The organism is Bacillus sp. M5A3_1b, assembly GCF_053345335.1.
In genome coordinates, this window is the sequence record NZ_JBKEZY010000003.1 from 142,439 (window position 1) to 158,441 (window position 16,003).

Sequence of the window (16,003 nt, forward strand, 5' to 3'; positions counted from 1 at the left end):
TTAGAACTAAACTTTATAAAAGTCAATCGCTTACTTTTAGTAATCAACAAAGAAAGCACAGTGCCATTTCTCCACTATGCTTTACATTAACTTTCTATTTTTATATTCATCTAACTTCCTCTCCGCGAATTTTCTCGCATCTTTCTCAATCCATCTATCTTCGTACAATTCACTTCCAACATACAATACTTCCCTCTTATGCTGCATCGCATGACGAAATTCATGCAATAGTGTTTTGAGCACCTGCTCATACTCTTCCCACATACAAACAAAAATTAATTGTTTTTCTTTATGATAAAAACCACCTACTGGGAATAAGAATTCCTCTTCTTCTTCTCCTAATGATAGAAGCACATGATTCGCATCACACGTATCACAAAAAATAACTGGTGTTTTACATACTTCAATCAGTGAAAACAAATCATCTCTAAGCCTTTTGACATCCCAAGGAAGCTCCGAATCCAACACATACCAATTCTCCACCTGTTGATATACATTTTGAAACTGGAGTTCCATTTCTCTATAATCCCCTTTCCAAACTCCCTTTTCCTATATGTATGCCACAATATGGTAAATATTAAACGTATTCTTTCATCCTTGAAAAAATGCCAATAAAAAAGGAATCTATACCGATATAGATTCCTTTTCCGTAATCACTTTTTTTTCATCACTTTTTTTAATACAAAGTAACCAATTGCACAAACAATAGCTGCAAGTGCAAAGTATTTCACATATGGCCCAGCGACTTTATTAATACTTTCCCACTCTGTTCCTAATTTAAAACCTAAATATACAAATACAATTGACCACGGAATAACAGCTAATGTAGTTAGCGTAATAAACTTAGCATGTGACATTTTTGCAATCCCTGCTGGTATCGAAATAGCATGACGCACAACAGGAATAAAACGCGCTGTAAAAATAACGCCAGTTCCGTAACGATTAAACCAATCTTCAGCATAATCAATATGTTTCTTTTGAATTAAAATATATTTTCCATATCGCTCAAGGACGGGTCTTCCTCCGTATCGACCGATCCAATAAATGAATAATTGTGCGATTACACCACCAATTGTACCGAACGCGACAGCGCCCCAAAATGTAATGCTTCCTGTTGATACTAAATAACCTGCATAAGACAATACGATTTCACTCGGAATAACCTCTAACATCAATCCAAGCATAATTCCCCAATAACCAAGTCCTTCTAGAAAAACTAAAACGGAATGAATCAACTCTCCTAACATTATGTACCTCTCTTTACTGTTTTCATTGCAAAAAATAAAAGTACAAGCAGTAAATATCTTGTACTTTTATTTTTTTAAAATTAGTTAGTCTTCGTATCCCACTTAAAGATTTTATTTAAAAATTTATATACATTCTTTGACTCTTTCGTCAGAAGTGGACCTAAGATCGATAGTATAAGCACGTATAGTGCCGAGAATGGTTTCAAGACTGACATTAAACCACCGGCGATGCCGATATTGGCCATAATGATGGAGAATTCTCCTCTTGAAACAATTGTTAATCCAATATTTGTTGACGCTTTATGAGATAACCCAGCTTGTCGCCCTGCAATCATTCCTGCAACAAAGTTTCCGATGATTGTAAGAAGGACAGCACCTAACGTTAACCATATCGCTCCGCCTAATGAAAACGGATCAATGCTTAATCCGAAACTGAAGAAGAAAATAGCTCCGAAAAAGTCTCTAAATGGAACAACAAGATGTTCAATTCTGTCACTATGCTCTGTCTCAGAGAAAACTAATCCTAAAAGAAGTGCTCCAATTGCTTCGGCAACGTGAATTGTTTCCGAGAAACCTGCAATAAAGAATAACGAAGCAAATACTACAATAATAAAAATTTCATCTGAACTAATATTGAGCAATTTATTTAATAAAGGCGTCGCCTTTCTAGCTACAATAAAGAATAGAAGCATGTATCCTAAAGCAATTCCAATTGAAGTAAGAGCACCTAGGAAGGAAGCATGATCTCCTAGAACTAAACCAGATACGACTGATAAATATACAGCAAGGAATATATCTTCAAACATAATAATTCCTAAAATTAATTCGGTTTCATTATTACCAGTTCTTCTTAAATCCACTAACACTTTAGCAACGATAGCACTAGAAGAAATCGTAATAATACCCGCAATAATTAAAATTTCTAGTAAAGGGAATCCCATTATAAATCCGTATAATAATCCAAGTGAAAAATTAATTAAAATATAGATTGTTCCGCCAATCGCAATAGAACGTCCAGATTTAATTAGTTTTTTCATCGAGAACTCTAGTCCTAGGTAGAAAAGAAGGAACAGAACGCCAATCCGTCCAAGGAAGGAAATGACACTCGCACTTTCAATAAATTTGAGATCGATAACACCTATTGTCGGTGCGTGCGGTCCTACTAACATCCCAAGAACAATTAGAAAAGGAATTACTGAGAATTTAAACTTTCCAGCAATTACCGCCGCAATTGCCACTAAAACTAAAGCTGTACCAACTTCAAAAATTAACGTATCCATCTAGTCAGTCCCCCTATTCGAAAGTAACTCATTAATAATTTTTTTAATTTCTTCTCTCTCACCTGAAACTACAAGCATATCGCCTTCTTCAATTACCGTTTCTGGTCCTGGATTGAATAGCTTTTTCATATTCTTTTTCATAACTGCAATAATCGTTACGCTATATGTTTTTCTTATTTCAAGGTCGCCAATTGTTTTTCCGATTGCCGGAGCTGCATTCTCTACTTTAAACCACTCAATTGCTAAACCTTCAAAGACCATTTCAACATTTTCTAATGCTCTAGGTTTGTATACCATTCCACCTAATATTGCTGCAATTTGTCTCGCCTCTGAGTCACGTAATGAAATACTTGAGATACTTTCTTCATGATCTGAATCAAAATGATACATTTCTCTACGCCCATCATCATGAATGACAATCACCATCTTTTCGTTACCTTTCGTAACGATTTGAAACTTATAACCAATACCCGGAAGTTCACTTTCTCTAATATTCATATTTAGCTCCTCCATAACTTCTTTATTTTAATTTTCTGTTTTTCTGTCTTTTGTTCATCCAATCAATTTTAGAAATTCTAACCATTCAGGATACCTATGACTTGGAAATCTTTTATTGTAATAATAAGTGGCTCCTAAAAAAATACTTAAAGATGTAATGATAAAAAACATATTACTTCTCATTTTCAAACTCTTAAGGCTTATATTCAATAAAGATTCTTCTTTCAAATTATCCCCTCTTTCTCGTTTTAAATTTAGTTTTTTAAAATGTAAATAATTCTAAAAATATTACGATGTAACATAATCATAACACAAAACACGTTTATGTAACATGATTTTTTAGAAAAATTGATTCTCGTATATTTTTTGCATATAATTTTCTTATTACGGAAAAAAGGAAGTGTATTATATGGTTGATATCTTTAGCAGATTCCTTGAGGTAACGAATAATATTTTATGGTCATATATTCTTATTGCAATGCTAATCGGCTTCGGTCTTTATTTCTCTTTCAAATTAAAATTCGTCCAAATTACTCATTTCGGTGAGATGGTCAGTTTAATTAGTAAAGGGTTTAATCGAAAAGAAAAAAAGAAAGATAGCATCTCTCCATTCCAAGCATTTTGCTTAAGTGCAGCGGCACGTATCGGTATCGGAAACTTAGCTGGTGTAGCATTAGCCATTTCAATGGGTGGACCCGGCGCAATATTTTGGATGTGGTTTATCGCTATCCTTGGAGCAGCTACTAGTTTCGTAGAATGTACGCTCGCACAAATTTATAAAGTAAAAGATGGAAGCAGGTTCCGTGGTGGGCCAGCATATTACATGGAAAAAGGATTAAACAAGCGCTGGATGGGTGTTTGGTTCTCACTTCTTATTACAGTTGCGTACGGATTAATTTTCAATTCTGTACAAGCAAATACAGTAACAATAGCGTTTGAAAATGCTTTTGGACTAGAGCGAACAATCGTAGGAGCTCTATTAGCTTTATTAGTTGCAGTTATTATTTTTGGTGGTATTAAGAGCATTTCACGTATTACAGAAATGATTGTTCCTCCAATGGCGATCATTTATATCGGTGTGGCTATTTTTGTCGTAATTAACAACTTCAATATGTTACCAAGCATTTTTACAGAAATATTTAACAGCGCATTTGGTTTAGACCAAGCTATCGCTGGTGGTATTGGAGCAGCAATCAAATTCGGAATTCAGCGCGGTTTATTCGCGACAGAAGCTGGTATGGGTAGCTCCCCTAACGCAGCAGCAACATCAGATGTATCTCACCCTGTAAAACAAGGACTTGTTCAAGCATTAGGTGTTTTCGTAGATACATTCTTAGTATGTACATCAACAGCGTTTATCGTATTATGTTCTGGACTTTACAAAGGATCGAATTTAGAAGGTATTGAATTAACACAACGAGCATTAAGTTCACAAATCGGACCGTGGGCAAGCACTTTCTTAGCGATTATTATTTTCCTATTCGCTTTCAGTTCTTTACTAGGAAACTACTATTATGGTGAAACAAACATCGCATTCATTAAAGAAAGCAAAACATGGTTACTGATTTATCGTGTTGCAGTTGTCGGAATGGTGTTCTTCGGATCTATCGCTGCCCTTCAAACAGTTTGGAGTTTAGCTGATTTCTTTATGGGACTAATGGTATTCACAAACTTAATTGCCATCTCATTCCTTAGCAAGTTTGCATACGCAGCTTTAGTAGACTATATAAAGCAAAAGAAACAAGGAAAAGATCCTGTCTTCGTTGCAAGTTCTATCCCTGGCTTACAGAATACAGAGTGCTGGGATGGACAGGATGTAGAAGAAAAACAGAAGGCTGTGTAACAGCTAAAAGCGGAAGCGGCTCGTTCAGAATATCAGGGGGATGGAGCTTTTGCCTCGCAGGAAAAAGCAAAGCCACCGAACATTCTAGCCGCTGGAGCTGGATATCACCTAAAAGCGGAAGCGGCTCGCTCAGAACAAGAGCTATATATCAAACAAAATCCCTATTACTTCACCGTAATAGGGATTTTTATTTACAACAGTTCATAATTTGTACAAATTAATTCCAGCAAAAGGGTTGATTTATACGAATTACTAGATTATAATAATTATAAATTAGTAATTGATATAACATAACAACTCAAAAGGAGATTGATCATAATGAACAAACAAGTAATCGAAGTATTAAACAAACAAGTAGCAGACTGGAGCGTTTTATTCACAAAATTACACAACTTCCATTGGTACGTAAAAGGACCTCAATTCTTCACATTACACGAGAAATTCGAAGAACTTTACACAGAATCAGCTACTCACATCGACGAAATTGCAGAACGTATTTTAGCAATTGGCGGCAAACCAGTAGCAACAATGAAAGAATACTTAGAACTATCTTCTATTCAAGAAGCAGCATACGGCGAAACTGCAGAAGGAATGGTTGAATCAATCATGAAAGACTACGAAATGATGCTAGTCGAACTGAAAAAAGGCATGGAAATCGCTCAAAACTCTGATGACGAAATGACATCTGACCTACTACTAGGCATCTACACAGAACTAGAAAAACACGCTTGGATGCTACGCGCGTTCTTGAATCAATAATAGATTTTAAAGCGGAGGTGACTTGCTCAGAACAAGAGGGCATTGGAGCTCCTGACGAAGAGGCGCTTTTTGCCTCACAGGAAGGCGCGAAATGACCGACTGTTCTAGTCACCGGAGCTAGATAGATTAAAAGCGGAAGCGGCTCGTTCAGAACAGGAGAGTGTTGGAACTCCTGATTACGAGGCGCTTTTTGCCTCGAATGAAGGAGTGAAACAACCGACTGTTCTAGCCGCTGGAGCTGGATATTACTTAAAGCGGAGGTAGCTTGCTCAGAATGTGAGGGGGATGGAGCTTTTGACGTAGAGGCGCTCTTTGCCTCGTAGGAAAAAGCGAAGCCACCGAACATTCTAGCTACCGGAGCTGGATATCACTAAAAGCGAAAGCGGCTCGTTCAGAGTCGCTTTTTTGTATGGGGTTAATCGCGCATATCAGTACATGAAATTTATATCAGCGATTTTCTCAATATATCGGCGATTCCATCAAATATATCAGCGATTTTTCCAATATATCGACTTACCGACAAAACACGACAATATTAGCACCCCTCTCCTCTACTTTTATCAATATATTACAATCCCTTTTATGTTAAAATATAGGTAACATCCTTTAGTAAAATAGATCCAAAAAAGCTTTTCCATATTCATCATTTACTACTTAAATGGCGGGAGTGGTTCAGTTGAAAGACTACTTAATTAGAGCATTTTTTGCGTTAATAACGGTTGGTATTGTCTTACTTATAGCTAATATTTTCAATATACGTATCGAGGTGAAAGACTATGCTTTCCTCGTTGTTGTAGCAATTGGTGGCGGCTGGGGTGGCTGGTACCTGTATAAAAAACAAAGTAATCAAAATGATAAAGGCATTCCAAAGTAATACGGAATGCCTTCTTTTTATTGCCGTCTATAATAAATAATAAAATTCAAACCGCTAATACAACCAATCGCAATAAACATATTAGAACTATGCACATCTCCGGCTAGATTATACTCATCAACGATAAAGCCAATCATAAAGAGTGTTATCGCCGAAACACCAATACACAATATCGAAATAAACCAAAGCGAAAATTCATTAATTAGCTCTTTCTTCTGTGTTGAAACAATTAGCATAACAAGAATAGATGCTGCTAATATACTTTTAAAAACAGGACGTAAATACACAAACTCCTCCATCTATTTCTCCTTTTCTAAAAACATTACATCTTAACATTAACATATTTAACCAAATTAAAAACACATGCCTTTTCAAAGTAAAATGACATGTGTTTCCAAAAATATCTATAAAATTGTATTATGATAGCTGTTTCCACTTCGTTCCTAAAACAGGACGCTCATAATTTTGGATTGCATGAATTAGTTTATCTGCCGTCTCAGCTGAAACGATCAACTCTTTATTTGATGGATTCATAAATCCTTCTTCTGCTGCACGTTCAACCATTTGCAAAATTGGCCCATAAAAGCCTTTTATGTTCAATAAACCAACCGGCTTATTATGTATACCAATTTGTGACCAACATACTACTTCAAATAGCTCTTCAAACGTTCCGTATCCGCCTGGTAATGCAATAAAAGCATCCGCAAGCTCTGCCATTTTCGCTTTGCGCTCGTGCATCGTTTCTACTTCAATTAATTCTGTTAGCCCTGTATGAACAATTTCTCCTCGGAATAGACCGCGCGGCATAACACCTGTTACACGTCCGCCTAAGCGAAGAACTTCGTTTGCCACTTCTCCCATTAATCCAACGCAAGAACCACCGTATACAAGCTCATAATCGTTCTCAACAAACATTTTCCCTAACGCTATTGCCTGCTCTTTAAATTCAGGTCTCTCCCCTAAGTTGGAACCTGCAAACACACAAATCTTTCTCATTCCTACACCCCGAAACTATATATTGTTATGATACAATGAACATTGTACAACATATTGAAGGGATGAGGAAGAAATGGATATCGTCGCATTTCAAAGATGGGTGGAGGAATTTTACGAAAAACGAAGCTGGTCACAGTATAATTCCTTTATTCGCTTAAATTTCTTAACAGAGGAAGTTGGAGAAGTTTCACGCGTTGTTCGTGCAATCGAAATTGGCCGTGATCGTCCTGACGAAAAAGTGAAAACAGAAGAAGAACTAAAACAAGAGTTAAAAGAAGAACTTGGTGATGTACTATCTAATCTTATTATTCTTTCACAAAAATATGATTTAGATTTACAAGACATTATGGAGGCTCACGTCACAAAGCTTTCGAAAAGGTTCGAAGTATCCAAATGAGAATATTATCAATTATGGTATAATATTCTTGTCACAATATTAAGGGGGATTTTATGTTATCTAAAAAATTGCACGACGCATTAAACGATCAAATGAACTTTGAATTTTACTCTGCCCACGCCTATATGGCAATGGCTGCTTACTGTACAGCTGAGAGCTATGATGGATTCGCTAACTTTTTCCTTGTACAAGCTGAAGAAGAACGTTTCCACGCAATGAAGCTTTACAACTACATTAATGACCGCGGTGAGCGCGCTATTATTACTGGATTTGATAATCCAAATAACGTATATGAATCTGTACTGAACGCTTTTGAAGTAGCACTTGAGCACGAGCGTGAAGTAACGAAGCGTATTTACAACTTATCTGATATCGCTTGGGATGAGCGTGAGCATGCAACAATTACATTCTTAAAATGGTTCGTCGATGAGCAAGTAGAAGAAGAATCTTCATTCGATAGCATCATCCAAAAATTAAAACGTATTACAAGCGATTCAAACGCATTATTTATGCTAGACGCTGAATTAGAGAAACGTACATTTACGCCTCCAGCTGAATAGTATTTCAATCACCTTAATGAATTTGTTAAGGTGATTTTTTTATTTCTTCTCTAAGCTGAATAACCCTCGCCAAATCCTTCTTATAAAGCCCTGAAACCTTTTCAACAAAGTTACTATGAGTAAAAGTCCCATCGCCTTCTTCTACTATGCTTAAATATCCATGTATAAACTTCAAAAGCGCTCTAGCATCTTCTCCAGTTAAATGATTAATGTTCTCTATAATCTCATCAAACTCCCTTAAACTATCCGATTCTTTCACCCTAATTCCCCCTCTCTATATTATTCATCATACCAAAATAAAAAAGTCGTTCATCCCTCTAAGCGAGAGATAAACGACTTCTTTACTATTTATTAAAGCATAACCCCAACGATAATCGCTGATAATATACTTACTAACGTTGCACCGTATACAAGTTTTAATCCGAATGAAGATACAACGTTTGCTTGTTTGCCATCGATACTCTTCGTTGCACCTGCGATAATTCCGATTGATGAGAAGTTCGCAAATGATACAAGGAAGATAGATAAAATACCTACTGTACGAGCTGATAAATCACCAGCTACTTTTCCAAGGTCAAGCATTGCAACGAATTCGTTCGTTACTAATTTCGTTGCCATAATTTGTCCTGCCGTTAGCATCTCTGATGTTGGAATACCCATTACGAATGCTAATGGTGAGAAAACGTATCCTAAAATGCTTTGGAATGTGATTCCGAAAATTGAATCGAACACACCGTTAATTGCTGTAATTAATGCTACGAAACCGATTAACATCGCCGCTACTGTTACAGCGATAGAGAAACCAAGCATAATATATTCGCCTAACATTTCAAAGAATGTTTGTTTTTTATCTTCTTGTAATTCTAAAATATCGTCTTCTTCTTTCACTTCATATGGATTAATAATATGAACGATAATGAATCCACTAAATAAGTTTAATACAAGTGCTGTTACTACATATTTTGGATCAATCATTTTCATGTAAGAACCGACGATTGACATCGATACTGTTGACATGGAAGATGCACAAAGTGTGTATAAACGATTTTTCGGTAATTTGCTTAGTTGATCTTTTACTGTAATGAATACTTCACCTTGACCAACGATTGCAGCTGCTACTGCATTATATGATTCTAGTTTTCCTAAGCCGTTAATTTTACTTAATAGGAAACCGACTGCACGGATGATAATCGGTAAAACTTTAATATGTTGTAAGATCCCGATTAATACTGCTAAGAAAATAATTGGTAATAATACTGTTAAGAAGAATGGTGCTTGTCCATCATTTGCTAGACCACCAAATACGAAATTAACCCCTGCTTCCGCAAATTTTAAAATAGCGCCAAATCCATCTGCAATCCCTTTTACTAATACAAATCCGACCTTTGTATTTAGTAAAAAATACGCAAGTACCAATTGAATGACAAGCATAAGTGCAATTGGTTTATATTTAATTTTCTTACGATCTGAACTGATAAGGAACCCTAGTACAAATACTACAAGTAAACCGACTAGAAACATTACGATTTTCATATGTGAATCCTCCACTTCTCCCACGAGTTATCGGTCGTATAACGAATGACGTCTGACCATTGATGTTAAAAAAATTTAAAACCCCTAAATATTATTCAACTGTTTTCTAAAATCAGTAAGCGTTTACATAAATTGCAATTTATAAAAGGTAGCTTCTTCTCTCCTACCATACTTGAAAGTCTGAAATTGATACCACCTACAAATCAAATTGTAAGCGTTATCTAATCGAAATGCAATATAAATTTAAAAAGATTTTTATATGTTAATATATTCCTAAATAATTGGTTTTTTCATGCAAATTTACCATAAAAAATAGCCCTAGCTATAAGCTAGGGCAATCTTTCTTATAACATAACACCAACGATAATCGCTGATAGAATACTTACTAATGTCGCACCATACACAAGGCGTAGACCGAATGATGATACAACATTTGATTGGTTTTCATCGATACCTTTCGTTGCACCTGCGATAATTCCGATTGATGAGAAGTTCGCAAATGATACAAGAAATACAGAAAGAATACCAACTGTACGAGCTGATAAATCACCCGCTACTTTTCCAAGATCCAGCATCGCAACAAACTCATTTGATACTAATTTTGTTGCCATAATTTGTCCCGCTGTTACCATCTCTGCTTGCGGGATACCCATTACGAATGCTAATGGTGAGAAAATGTATCCTAAAATAGCTTGGAATGTAATACCGAACATTGAATCAAACAAGCTATTAATTGCTGTAATTAATGCTACGAAACCAAGTAACATTGCCGCTACTGTAATCGCGATTGTAAAGCCAAGCATAATATATTCACTTAGCATTTCAAAGAATGACTGTTTTTTCTTATTTTCTAATTTCAGTGTATCTTCTTCTTCTGTAATATCGTACGGGTTAATAATATGAATAATAATGAAACCACTAAATAAATTTAATACAAGTGCTGTTACTACATATTTCGGTTCGATCATTTTCATATAAGAACCTACGATTGACATTGATACTGTCGACATGGAAGATGCACATAATGTATATAAACGATGTTTTGGGATTTTACTTAATTGATCTTTTACTGTAATAAATACTTCCGCTTGCCCAACAATAGCCGCTGCTACTGCGTTATATGATTCTAGTTTTCCTAAACCATTTACTTTACTTAGCGCAGTACCAATAGCACGAATAAATATCGGTAAAATTTTAAAGTGTTGCAGAATTCCGATTAAAACGGCAAAGAATACGATTGGTAATAACGCTGTTAAGAAGAATGAAACCTCTCCTTTATTAACAAGACCGCCAAATACGAAAATGATTCCAGCTTCCGCATATCCAAGAAGCGCGCCAAATCCATCTGAAATTCCTTTTACTAAAATATAACCAACTTGCGTGTTTAATAAGAAATAACTTAACGCTAGCTGAATAACAAGCATAATTGCGATTGGTTTATACTTAATCTTCTTTCGATCGGCACTTATAAGAAAACCGAGTACGAATACAACGAGCAATCCTACAAGAAACATAACAAACTTCATTAATAAAATCCTCCATTTAACTCTTCATTAACGTTGAACGTCTGACTACTTGAAATAAGAAATAATCCGAACTTTCCATTTCTCCTCCAAAACCTTCAATCGGATAGGAAAGACCATAAAACCTCTTGTTTCAAAGGCATTTTCCATTCTAACATAAATCACAACTCATATCCGCATTTTTCTTAAAAAAATTACATTTTATTATAAAACGTTCATGAATGTTCGTCTTTTACATTATATAGCGAAACTTTAATCAATATCATCCCCACTGATTATTAGCCCGTATCAATCGAGAGTTTTACTGTTCACAAATAGCAGGATAAAACAAAAAAATGAGCATCAAGTTTCACTTGATGCTCACCTCATTATACTGCTTTTTCTTTATCAGCTACTGCTGGCTTATCCCAGCACTCTGTATTGTTCAAACCTGGAATAGACTCCGCATAGAATACTGGATCTTTTCCTTGTTTCTTTTGCTTAACGTAATCTGATAATGCCGCGAAAGCATACTTAGAAAGAAATACGATCGCAACTAAGTTAATAACAGCCATAATCCCCATAAATAAATCTGCTAAATCCCAAACGATTTGAATTGTTGCTACAGATCCTAAAACAACCATACCAAGTACAGCAATGCGGTATGCATTTAATAGCACTTTACTTCCATTTAAGAACTCAATATTCGTTTCACCATAGTAGTAGTTACCTACTAATGAACTGAATGCAAATAAGAAGATTGCAACCGCTACAAATATAGATGCCCACGGTCCAATATGTTGGCTTAATGCTTGCTGCGTTAATTGAATACCATTTAAATCAGCTGCATTATGCACATCTGATAAAAGAATAATAAATGCTGTACAACTACAAATTAATAATGTATCTGTAAATACCCCTAAAGTTTGAATGAAACCTTGTTTAACTGGGTGCGTTACGTTTGCAGTCGCAGCTGCGTTCGGCGCACTACCCATACCTGCTTCATTTGAGAATAATCCACGTTTTACCCCTAGTAAAATCGCAGCTCCTAATCCCCCACCTACTACTTCTTTAATTCCGAAAGCATGTAAGAAAATTTCTTTAAATACATACGGAATTGCCGTAATGTTTGTTACAACAACGAATAATGCTACTGCTACATAAATAATTGCCATTACTGGAACGATCATTTCAACCGCACGTGCAATACGTTTTACTCCGCCGAAGATAATAACTGCAAGTAAACCAGCCATTACAAGACCTACTAATCTACTGTCTGCTTTGAATGCCCCATCAAAAGCAGCTGCTACAGTATTAGACTGTACAGCGTTAAAAATCAATCCGAAACTTACTGTTATTAAAACAGAGAAAATTGCTCCAAGCCAGCGCTTATTTAATCCCTTTTCCATATAATAAGCTGGACCACCACGGAATGCATTCCCATCTTTTACTTTATAAATTTGCGCTAATGTGCTCTCTACAAATGCAGAAGCACCCCCAATTACCGCAATTAACCACATCCAAAATACTGCTCCTGGTCCACCTGCTGAGATTGCGATAGCTACACCAGCTAAGTTACCAGTACCTACACGAGAAGCTGTACTCATACAAAAAGCCTGGAACGATGATACACCACTCTTCTCTTTTTGTGCTTTCCTCGTTTTCGAACTTGCCCCATCCCCAAGCAAACGAATCATTTCACCGAAGTAACGAACTTGGACAAATTTCACACGAAATGAAAAATAAAGTCCTAACCCAATTAACATCGCAATGATTATATATGACCAAAGAACATTATTTATATCCCCAATTACATTAGTTAAAAAATCCATAATTGCATTGCCCCCTCTTCTTCACAATAAGAAAATTATATTCTAAAAACTTTAAACAATCAACAATTTTCGACAAAAAGATGTAAGGTTTCCTTACATGAAATTGTTATCACATGTGACATGTTTGTTTTTTTCTATACTAAAACAAGGAAAATAGCACCAACATCCCTACACCTATTCAACTAATTATTTCTATACTAAAAATAGCAAGAAAAACAAACCGAATTACACTTTACATCATGTATTACAACAAAAAAGATGAGTATCGAATTCTGCTCGATACTCATCTTTTCATTACACTGCTTTTTCTTTATTTTTTACAACTGGCTTATCCCAACACTCTGTATTCGTTAAACCCGGAATAGAATCTGCACTGAACACCGGATCTTTTCCTTGTTTCTTTTGCCTTACATAGTCTGCCAAAGCAGCATATGCAAATCGGCCAAGAAGTGTAATCGCAATTAAGTTTGTGATTACCATTAGTCCCATAAATAAATCCGCCATATTCCATACGACTTTAAGCGTCGCAACAGAACCGAATAATACCATTCCCACTACCGCAATACGGTAAATCGTTAACCAAGTTTTACTTTGTTTAATGAATTCAATGTTCGTTTCACCATAATAGTAGTTTCCTAGAAGTGAACTGAAAGCAAATAGGAAAATAATAATCGCTAAGAAGCTACTTGCCCACGGACCAATTTGTGAACTTAATGCATTTTGCGTTAATTCAATACCTTCTAAATTTGTTGCTTTATATGCACCAGAACATAGTACGATAAACGCTGTTGATGTACATACTAAGAACGTATCTACTAAAACACCGATTGTTTGAATAAAACCTTGTTTCGCCGGATGTGTTACATCCGCTGTTGCAGCCGCGTTCGGCGCACTCCCCATACCTGCTTCATTCGCAAATAATCCACGCTGAATACCAAACTTCATCGCAGCACCGATACCGCCACCTACAGCTGAATCTAAACCAAATGCACCTTTAAAGATTTCAGTAAACACATCTGGTATTAAATAGAAGTTTTTAATGACAACAAAAATAGCTACCGCAATATAAATAAGCGCCATTGGCGGAACAATCATTTCCGACATACGTGCGATACTTTTTACACCACCAAAAATAATAACCGCAACTAATGCAGCTAATGCAATTCCAACAATATAACGCTCAATACCAAATGCATTTTCAAACGCTAATGTTACTGTATTTGCTTGTACTGAGTTAAAAATTAAACCATAACTAATCGTAATAAGGATAGAAAACCAAATTCCCATCCAACGTTTATTTAAACCTTTTTCCATATAATAAGCAGGACCACCACGGAAACCACTGCCATCTTTTACTTTATAAATTTGCGCAAGTGTACTTTCCACGAAACTTGAAGACGCCCCGATAATCGCAATCACCCACATCCAAAATACTGCGCCAGGTCCTCCCATAGAAATAGCTAATGCTACACCGGCTAAGTTCCCGATTCCAATACGAGCTGCTGAACTCATACAGAACGCTTGGAAAGAAGATACACTACCTTTTTTACGCGTCTTTCCAGTTAATCCATCACTCATTAGTCGAACCATTTCTCCTAAATGAGTAATTTGTACGAATTTCAATTTAATAGAAAAATAAAGACCTAAACCAATTAACATTGCAATAAGAATATATGACCAAAGAATTGTATTCGTTGATGAAACAAATTGCTCTAAAATATTCATGCAATTACCCCCTCCTTTTTCTCCATAAAACGAATTATATTTAAAAAATATTCAAAAATCAACATTTTTCGACAATTTTCGTTTTTCCAAATGTTAGCGATTTATAGCGTAACAATCTTTTATGACTCTCCTCCCTTTAACTGTACATACTAAAACAAAAAGTAAATCTACAAACTACCCCATTGACAAAAACACCAACCTGTAACTATAATGATTACATCAGGTTGTAACAAAGCTTATTACAACAAATTCATTTACTTTCAGATATACACTTTAACAAAACACTTTGGAGGGATTTATTATGAAAATCGGAATCATCGGAGCAACTGGTAAAGCAGGAAGTCGTATTTTAAAAGAAGCATTAGATCGCGGACATGAAGTAACTGCAATCGTAAGAAACGCTGCAAAAATTACAGAAGAAAATATAAAAGTTTTAGAGAAAGATGTATTCGCTCTTACATCTAATGACCTACAAGCATTTGACGTAGTTGTAAATGCATTCGGCGCTCCAGCAGGAGAAGAACATCTTCACGTAGATGCAGGAAACGTACTAATTGAAGCTATGAAAGGTGCACCTAACACAAAATTACTTGTAGTTGGCGGCGCTGGAAGCTTATTTGTAGACGAAGAGAAAACAACGCGTGTATTTGATACGCCAGGTTTCCCAAATGAATACCTTGCAACAGCTCAAAACCAAGGTAAAAACTTAGAAATTCTGCAACAAACAAACGATATTACTTGGACATTCATCAGCCCTTCTGCACTATTCGCATTAGGAAAACGTACTGGTTCTTATACAGCTGGACAAGACAATCTCCTTGTTAACGCAAAAGGTGATAGCTACGTAAGTTACGAAGACTTCGCAGTTGCAGCACTTGATGAAATCGAAAATCCAAAACACGTAAACGAACGCTTCACAGTTGTTTCTGAAGCTGAATAATACAAAAATGCGCGTAG

Annotated in this window: 17 protein-coding genes; 6 read left to right on the forward strand and 11 right to left on the reverse strand. The window is 35.9% G+C overall.

The window, feature by feature from the left end:
• Positions 1-81: 81 nt before the first annotated feature.
• The 4 genes from ACLBWW_RS10455 to ACLBWW_RS10470 all read right to left on the reverse strand — a co-directional run bounded on the left by ACLBWW_RS10455 (position 82) and on the right by ACLBWW_RS10470 (position 3,025).
• Complete coding sequence (locus tag ACLBWW_RS10455; protein WP_046960033.1) at positions 82-516, reverse strand: DUF3920 family protein; 435 nt, start codon at positions 514-516, stop codon at positions 82-84.
• Positions 517-653: 137 nt separating this feature from the next.
• On the reverse strand, positions 654-1,247 hold the full coding sequence (locus ACLBWW_RS10460) for a DedA family protein (RefSeq protein ID WP_000900216.1): 594 nt from the start codon (positions 1,245-1,247) through the stop codon (positions 654-656).
• A gap of 80 nt (positions 1,248-1,327) precedes the next feature.
• Positions 1,328-2,527, reverse strand: a complete 1,200-nt coding sequence (locus ACLBWW_RS10465) for a cation:proton antiporter (protein ID WP_000380223.1) — start codon at positions 2,525-2,527, stop codon at positions 1,328-1,330.
• Positions 2,528-3,025 carry a cation:proton antiporter regulatory subunit gene (locus ACLBWW_RS10470; protein ID WP_001026069.1) on the reverse strand — a complete coding sequence of 166 codons (498 nt, stop codon included), beginning with the start codon at positions 3,023-3,025 and terminating at the stop codon, positions 2,528-2,530. It lies immediately after the preceding gene.
• A gap of 409 nt (positions 3,026-3,434) precedes the next feature.
• On the opposite strand from ACLBWW_RS10470, the gene ACLBWW_RS10475 reads away from it, so the two are divergent.
• The 3 genes from ACLBWW_RS10475 to ACLBWW_RS10485 all read left to right on the forward strand — a co-directional run bounded on the left by ACLBWW_RS10475 (position 3,435) and on the right by ACLBWW_RS10485 (position 6,501).
• A complete protein-coding gene (locus tag ACLBWW_RS10475; RefSeq protein ID WP_048542403.1) occupies positions 3,435-4,868 on the forward strand; it encodes an alanine/glycine:cation symporter family protein in 1,434 nt (477 codons plus the stop codon).
• A 318-nt stretch (positions 4,869-5,186) separates the two neighbouring features.
• Complete coding sequence (locus ACLBWW_RS10480; protein ID WP_001041898.1) at positions 5,187-5,627, forward strand: Dps family protein; 441 nt, start codon at positions 5,187-5,189, stop codon at positions 5,625-5,627.
• Positions 5,628-6,303: 676 nt separating this feature from the next.
• Entirely contained in the window at positions 6,304-6,501 is a 198-nt protein-coding gene (locus ACLBWW_RS10485; protein ID WP_000656322.1) for a hypothetical protein, read from the forward strand.
• 17 nt (positions 6,502-6,518) lie between these two features.
• On the opposite strand, the gene ACLBWW_RS10490 is transcribed toward ACLBWW_RS10485, so the two are convergent.
• Positions 6,519-6,800, reverse strand: a complete 282-nt coding sequence (locus tag ACLBWW_RS10490) for a hypothetical protein (RefSeq protein WP_048542405.1) — start codon at positions 6,798-6,800, stop codon at positions 6,519-6,521.
• 118 nt (positions 6,801-6,918) lie between these two features.
• The gene (locus ACLBWW_RS10495; protein ID WP_046955625.1) at positions 6,919-7,497 is read right to left on the reverse strand and encodes an LOG family protein; all 579 of its coding nucleotides are present in this window, start codon (positions 7,495-7,497) and stop codon (positions 6,919-6,921) included.
• Between the two features lie 73 nt (positions 7,498-7,570).
• Between ACLBWW_RS10495 and ACLBWW_RS10500 the strand changes: the two genes are divergently transcribed.
• Both ACLBWW_RS10500 and ACLBWW_RS10505 read left to right on the forward strand, forming a co-directional pair.
• On the forward strand, positions 7,571-7,894 hold the full coding sequence (locus ACLBWW_RS10500; protein WP_000355764.1) for a MazG nucleotide pyrophosphohydrolase domain-containing protein: 324 nt from the start codon (positions 7,571-7,573) through the stop codon (positions 7,892-7,894).
• 53 nt (positions 7,895-7,947) lie between these two features.
• Entirely contained in the window at positions 7,948-8,454 is a 507-nt protein-coding gene (locus ACLBWW_RS10505) for a ferritin (protein WP_048542408.1), read from the forward strand.
• A gap of 25 nt (positions 8,455-8,479) precedes the next feature.
• Here the strand turns inward: ACLBWW_RS10505 and ACLBWW_RS10510 are convergent, their stop codons facing one another.
• The 5 genes from ACLBWW_RS10510 to ACLBWW_RS10530 form a co-directional block, all read right to left on the reverse strand.
• Positions 8,480-8,713: a hypothetical protein gene (locus ACLBWW_RS10510; RefSeq protein ID WP_048542410.1), complete on the reverse strand. Its 234-nt coding sequence runs from the start codon at positions 8,711-8,713 to the stop codon at positions 8,480-8,482.
• 92 nt (positions 8,714-8,805) lie between these two features.
• Complete coding sequence (locus ACLBWW_RS10515; RefSeq protein ID WP_000706847.1) at positions 8,806-9,987, reverse strand: NupC/NupG family nucleoside CNT transporter; 1,182 nt, start codon at positions 9,985-9,987, stop codon at positions 8,806-8,808.
• Positions 9,988-10,331: 344 nt separating this feature from the next.
• The gene (locus ACLBWW_RS10520; RefSeq protein ID WP_098132672.1) at positions 10,332-11,513 is read right to left on the reverse strand and encodes a NupC/NupG family nucleoside CNT transporter; all 1,182 of its coding nucleotides are present in this window, start codon (positions 11,511-11,513) and stop codon (positions 10,332-10,334) included.
• A gap of 365 nt (positions 11,514-11,878) precedes the next feature.
• Positions 11,879-13,321 carry an alanine/glycine:cation symporter family protein gene (locus tag ACLBWW_RS10525; RefSeq protein ID WP_447614022.1) on the reverse strand — a complete coding sequence of 481 codons (1,443 nt, stop codon included), beginning with the start codon at positions 13,319-13,321 and terminating at the stop codon, positions 11,879-11,881.
• Positions 13,322-13,615: 294 nt separating this feature from the next.
• Positions 13,616-15,046, reverse strand: a complete 1,431-nt coding sequence (locus ACLBWW_RS10530; RefSeq protein ID WP_048542413.1) for an alanine/glycine:cation symporter family protein — start codon at positions 15,044-15,046, stop codon at positions 13,616-13,618.
• Positions 15,047-15,347: 301 nt separating this feature from the next.
• On the opposite strand from ACLBWW_RS10530, the gene ACLBWW_RS10535 reads away from it, so the two are divergent.
• Entirely contained in the window at positions 15,348-15,986 is a 639-nt protein-coding gene (locus ACLBWW_RS10535) for an NAD(P)-dependent oxidoreductase (protein ID WP_048542416.1), read from the forward strand.
• Positions 15,987-16,003: the final 17 nt, after the last annotated feature.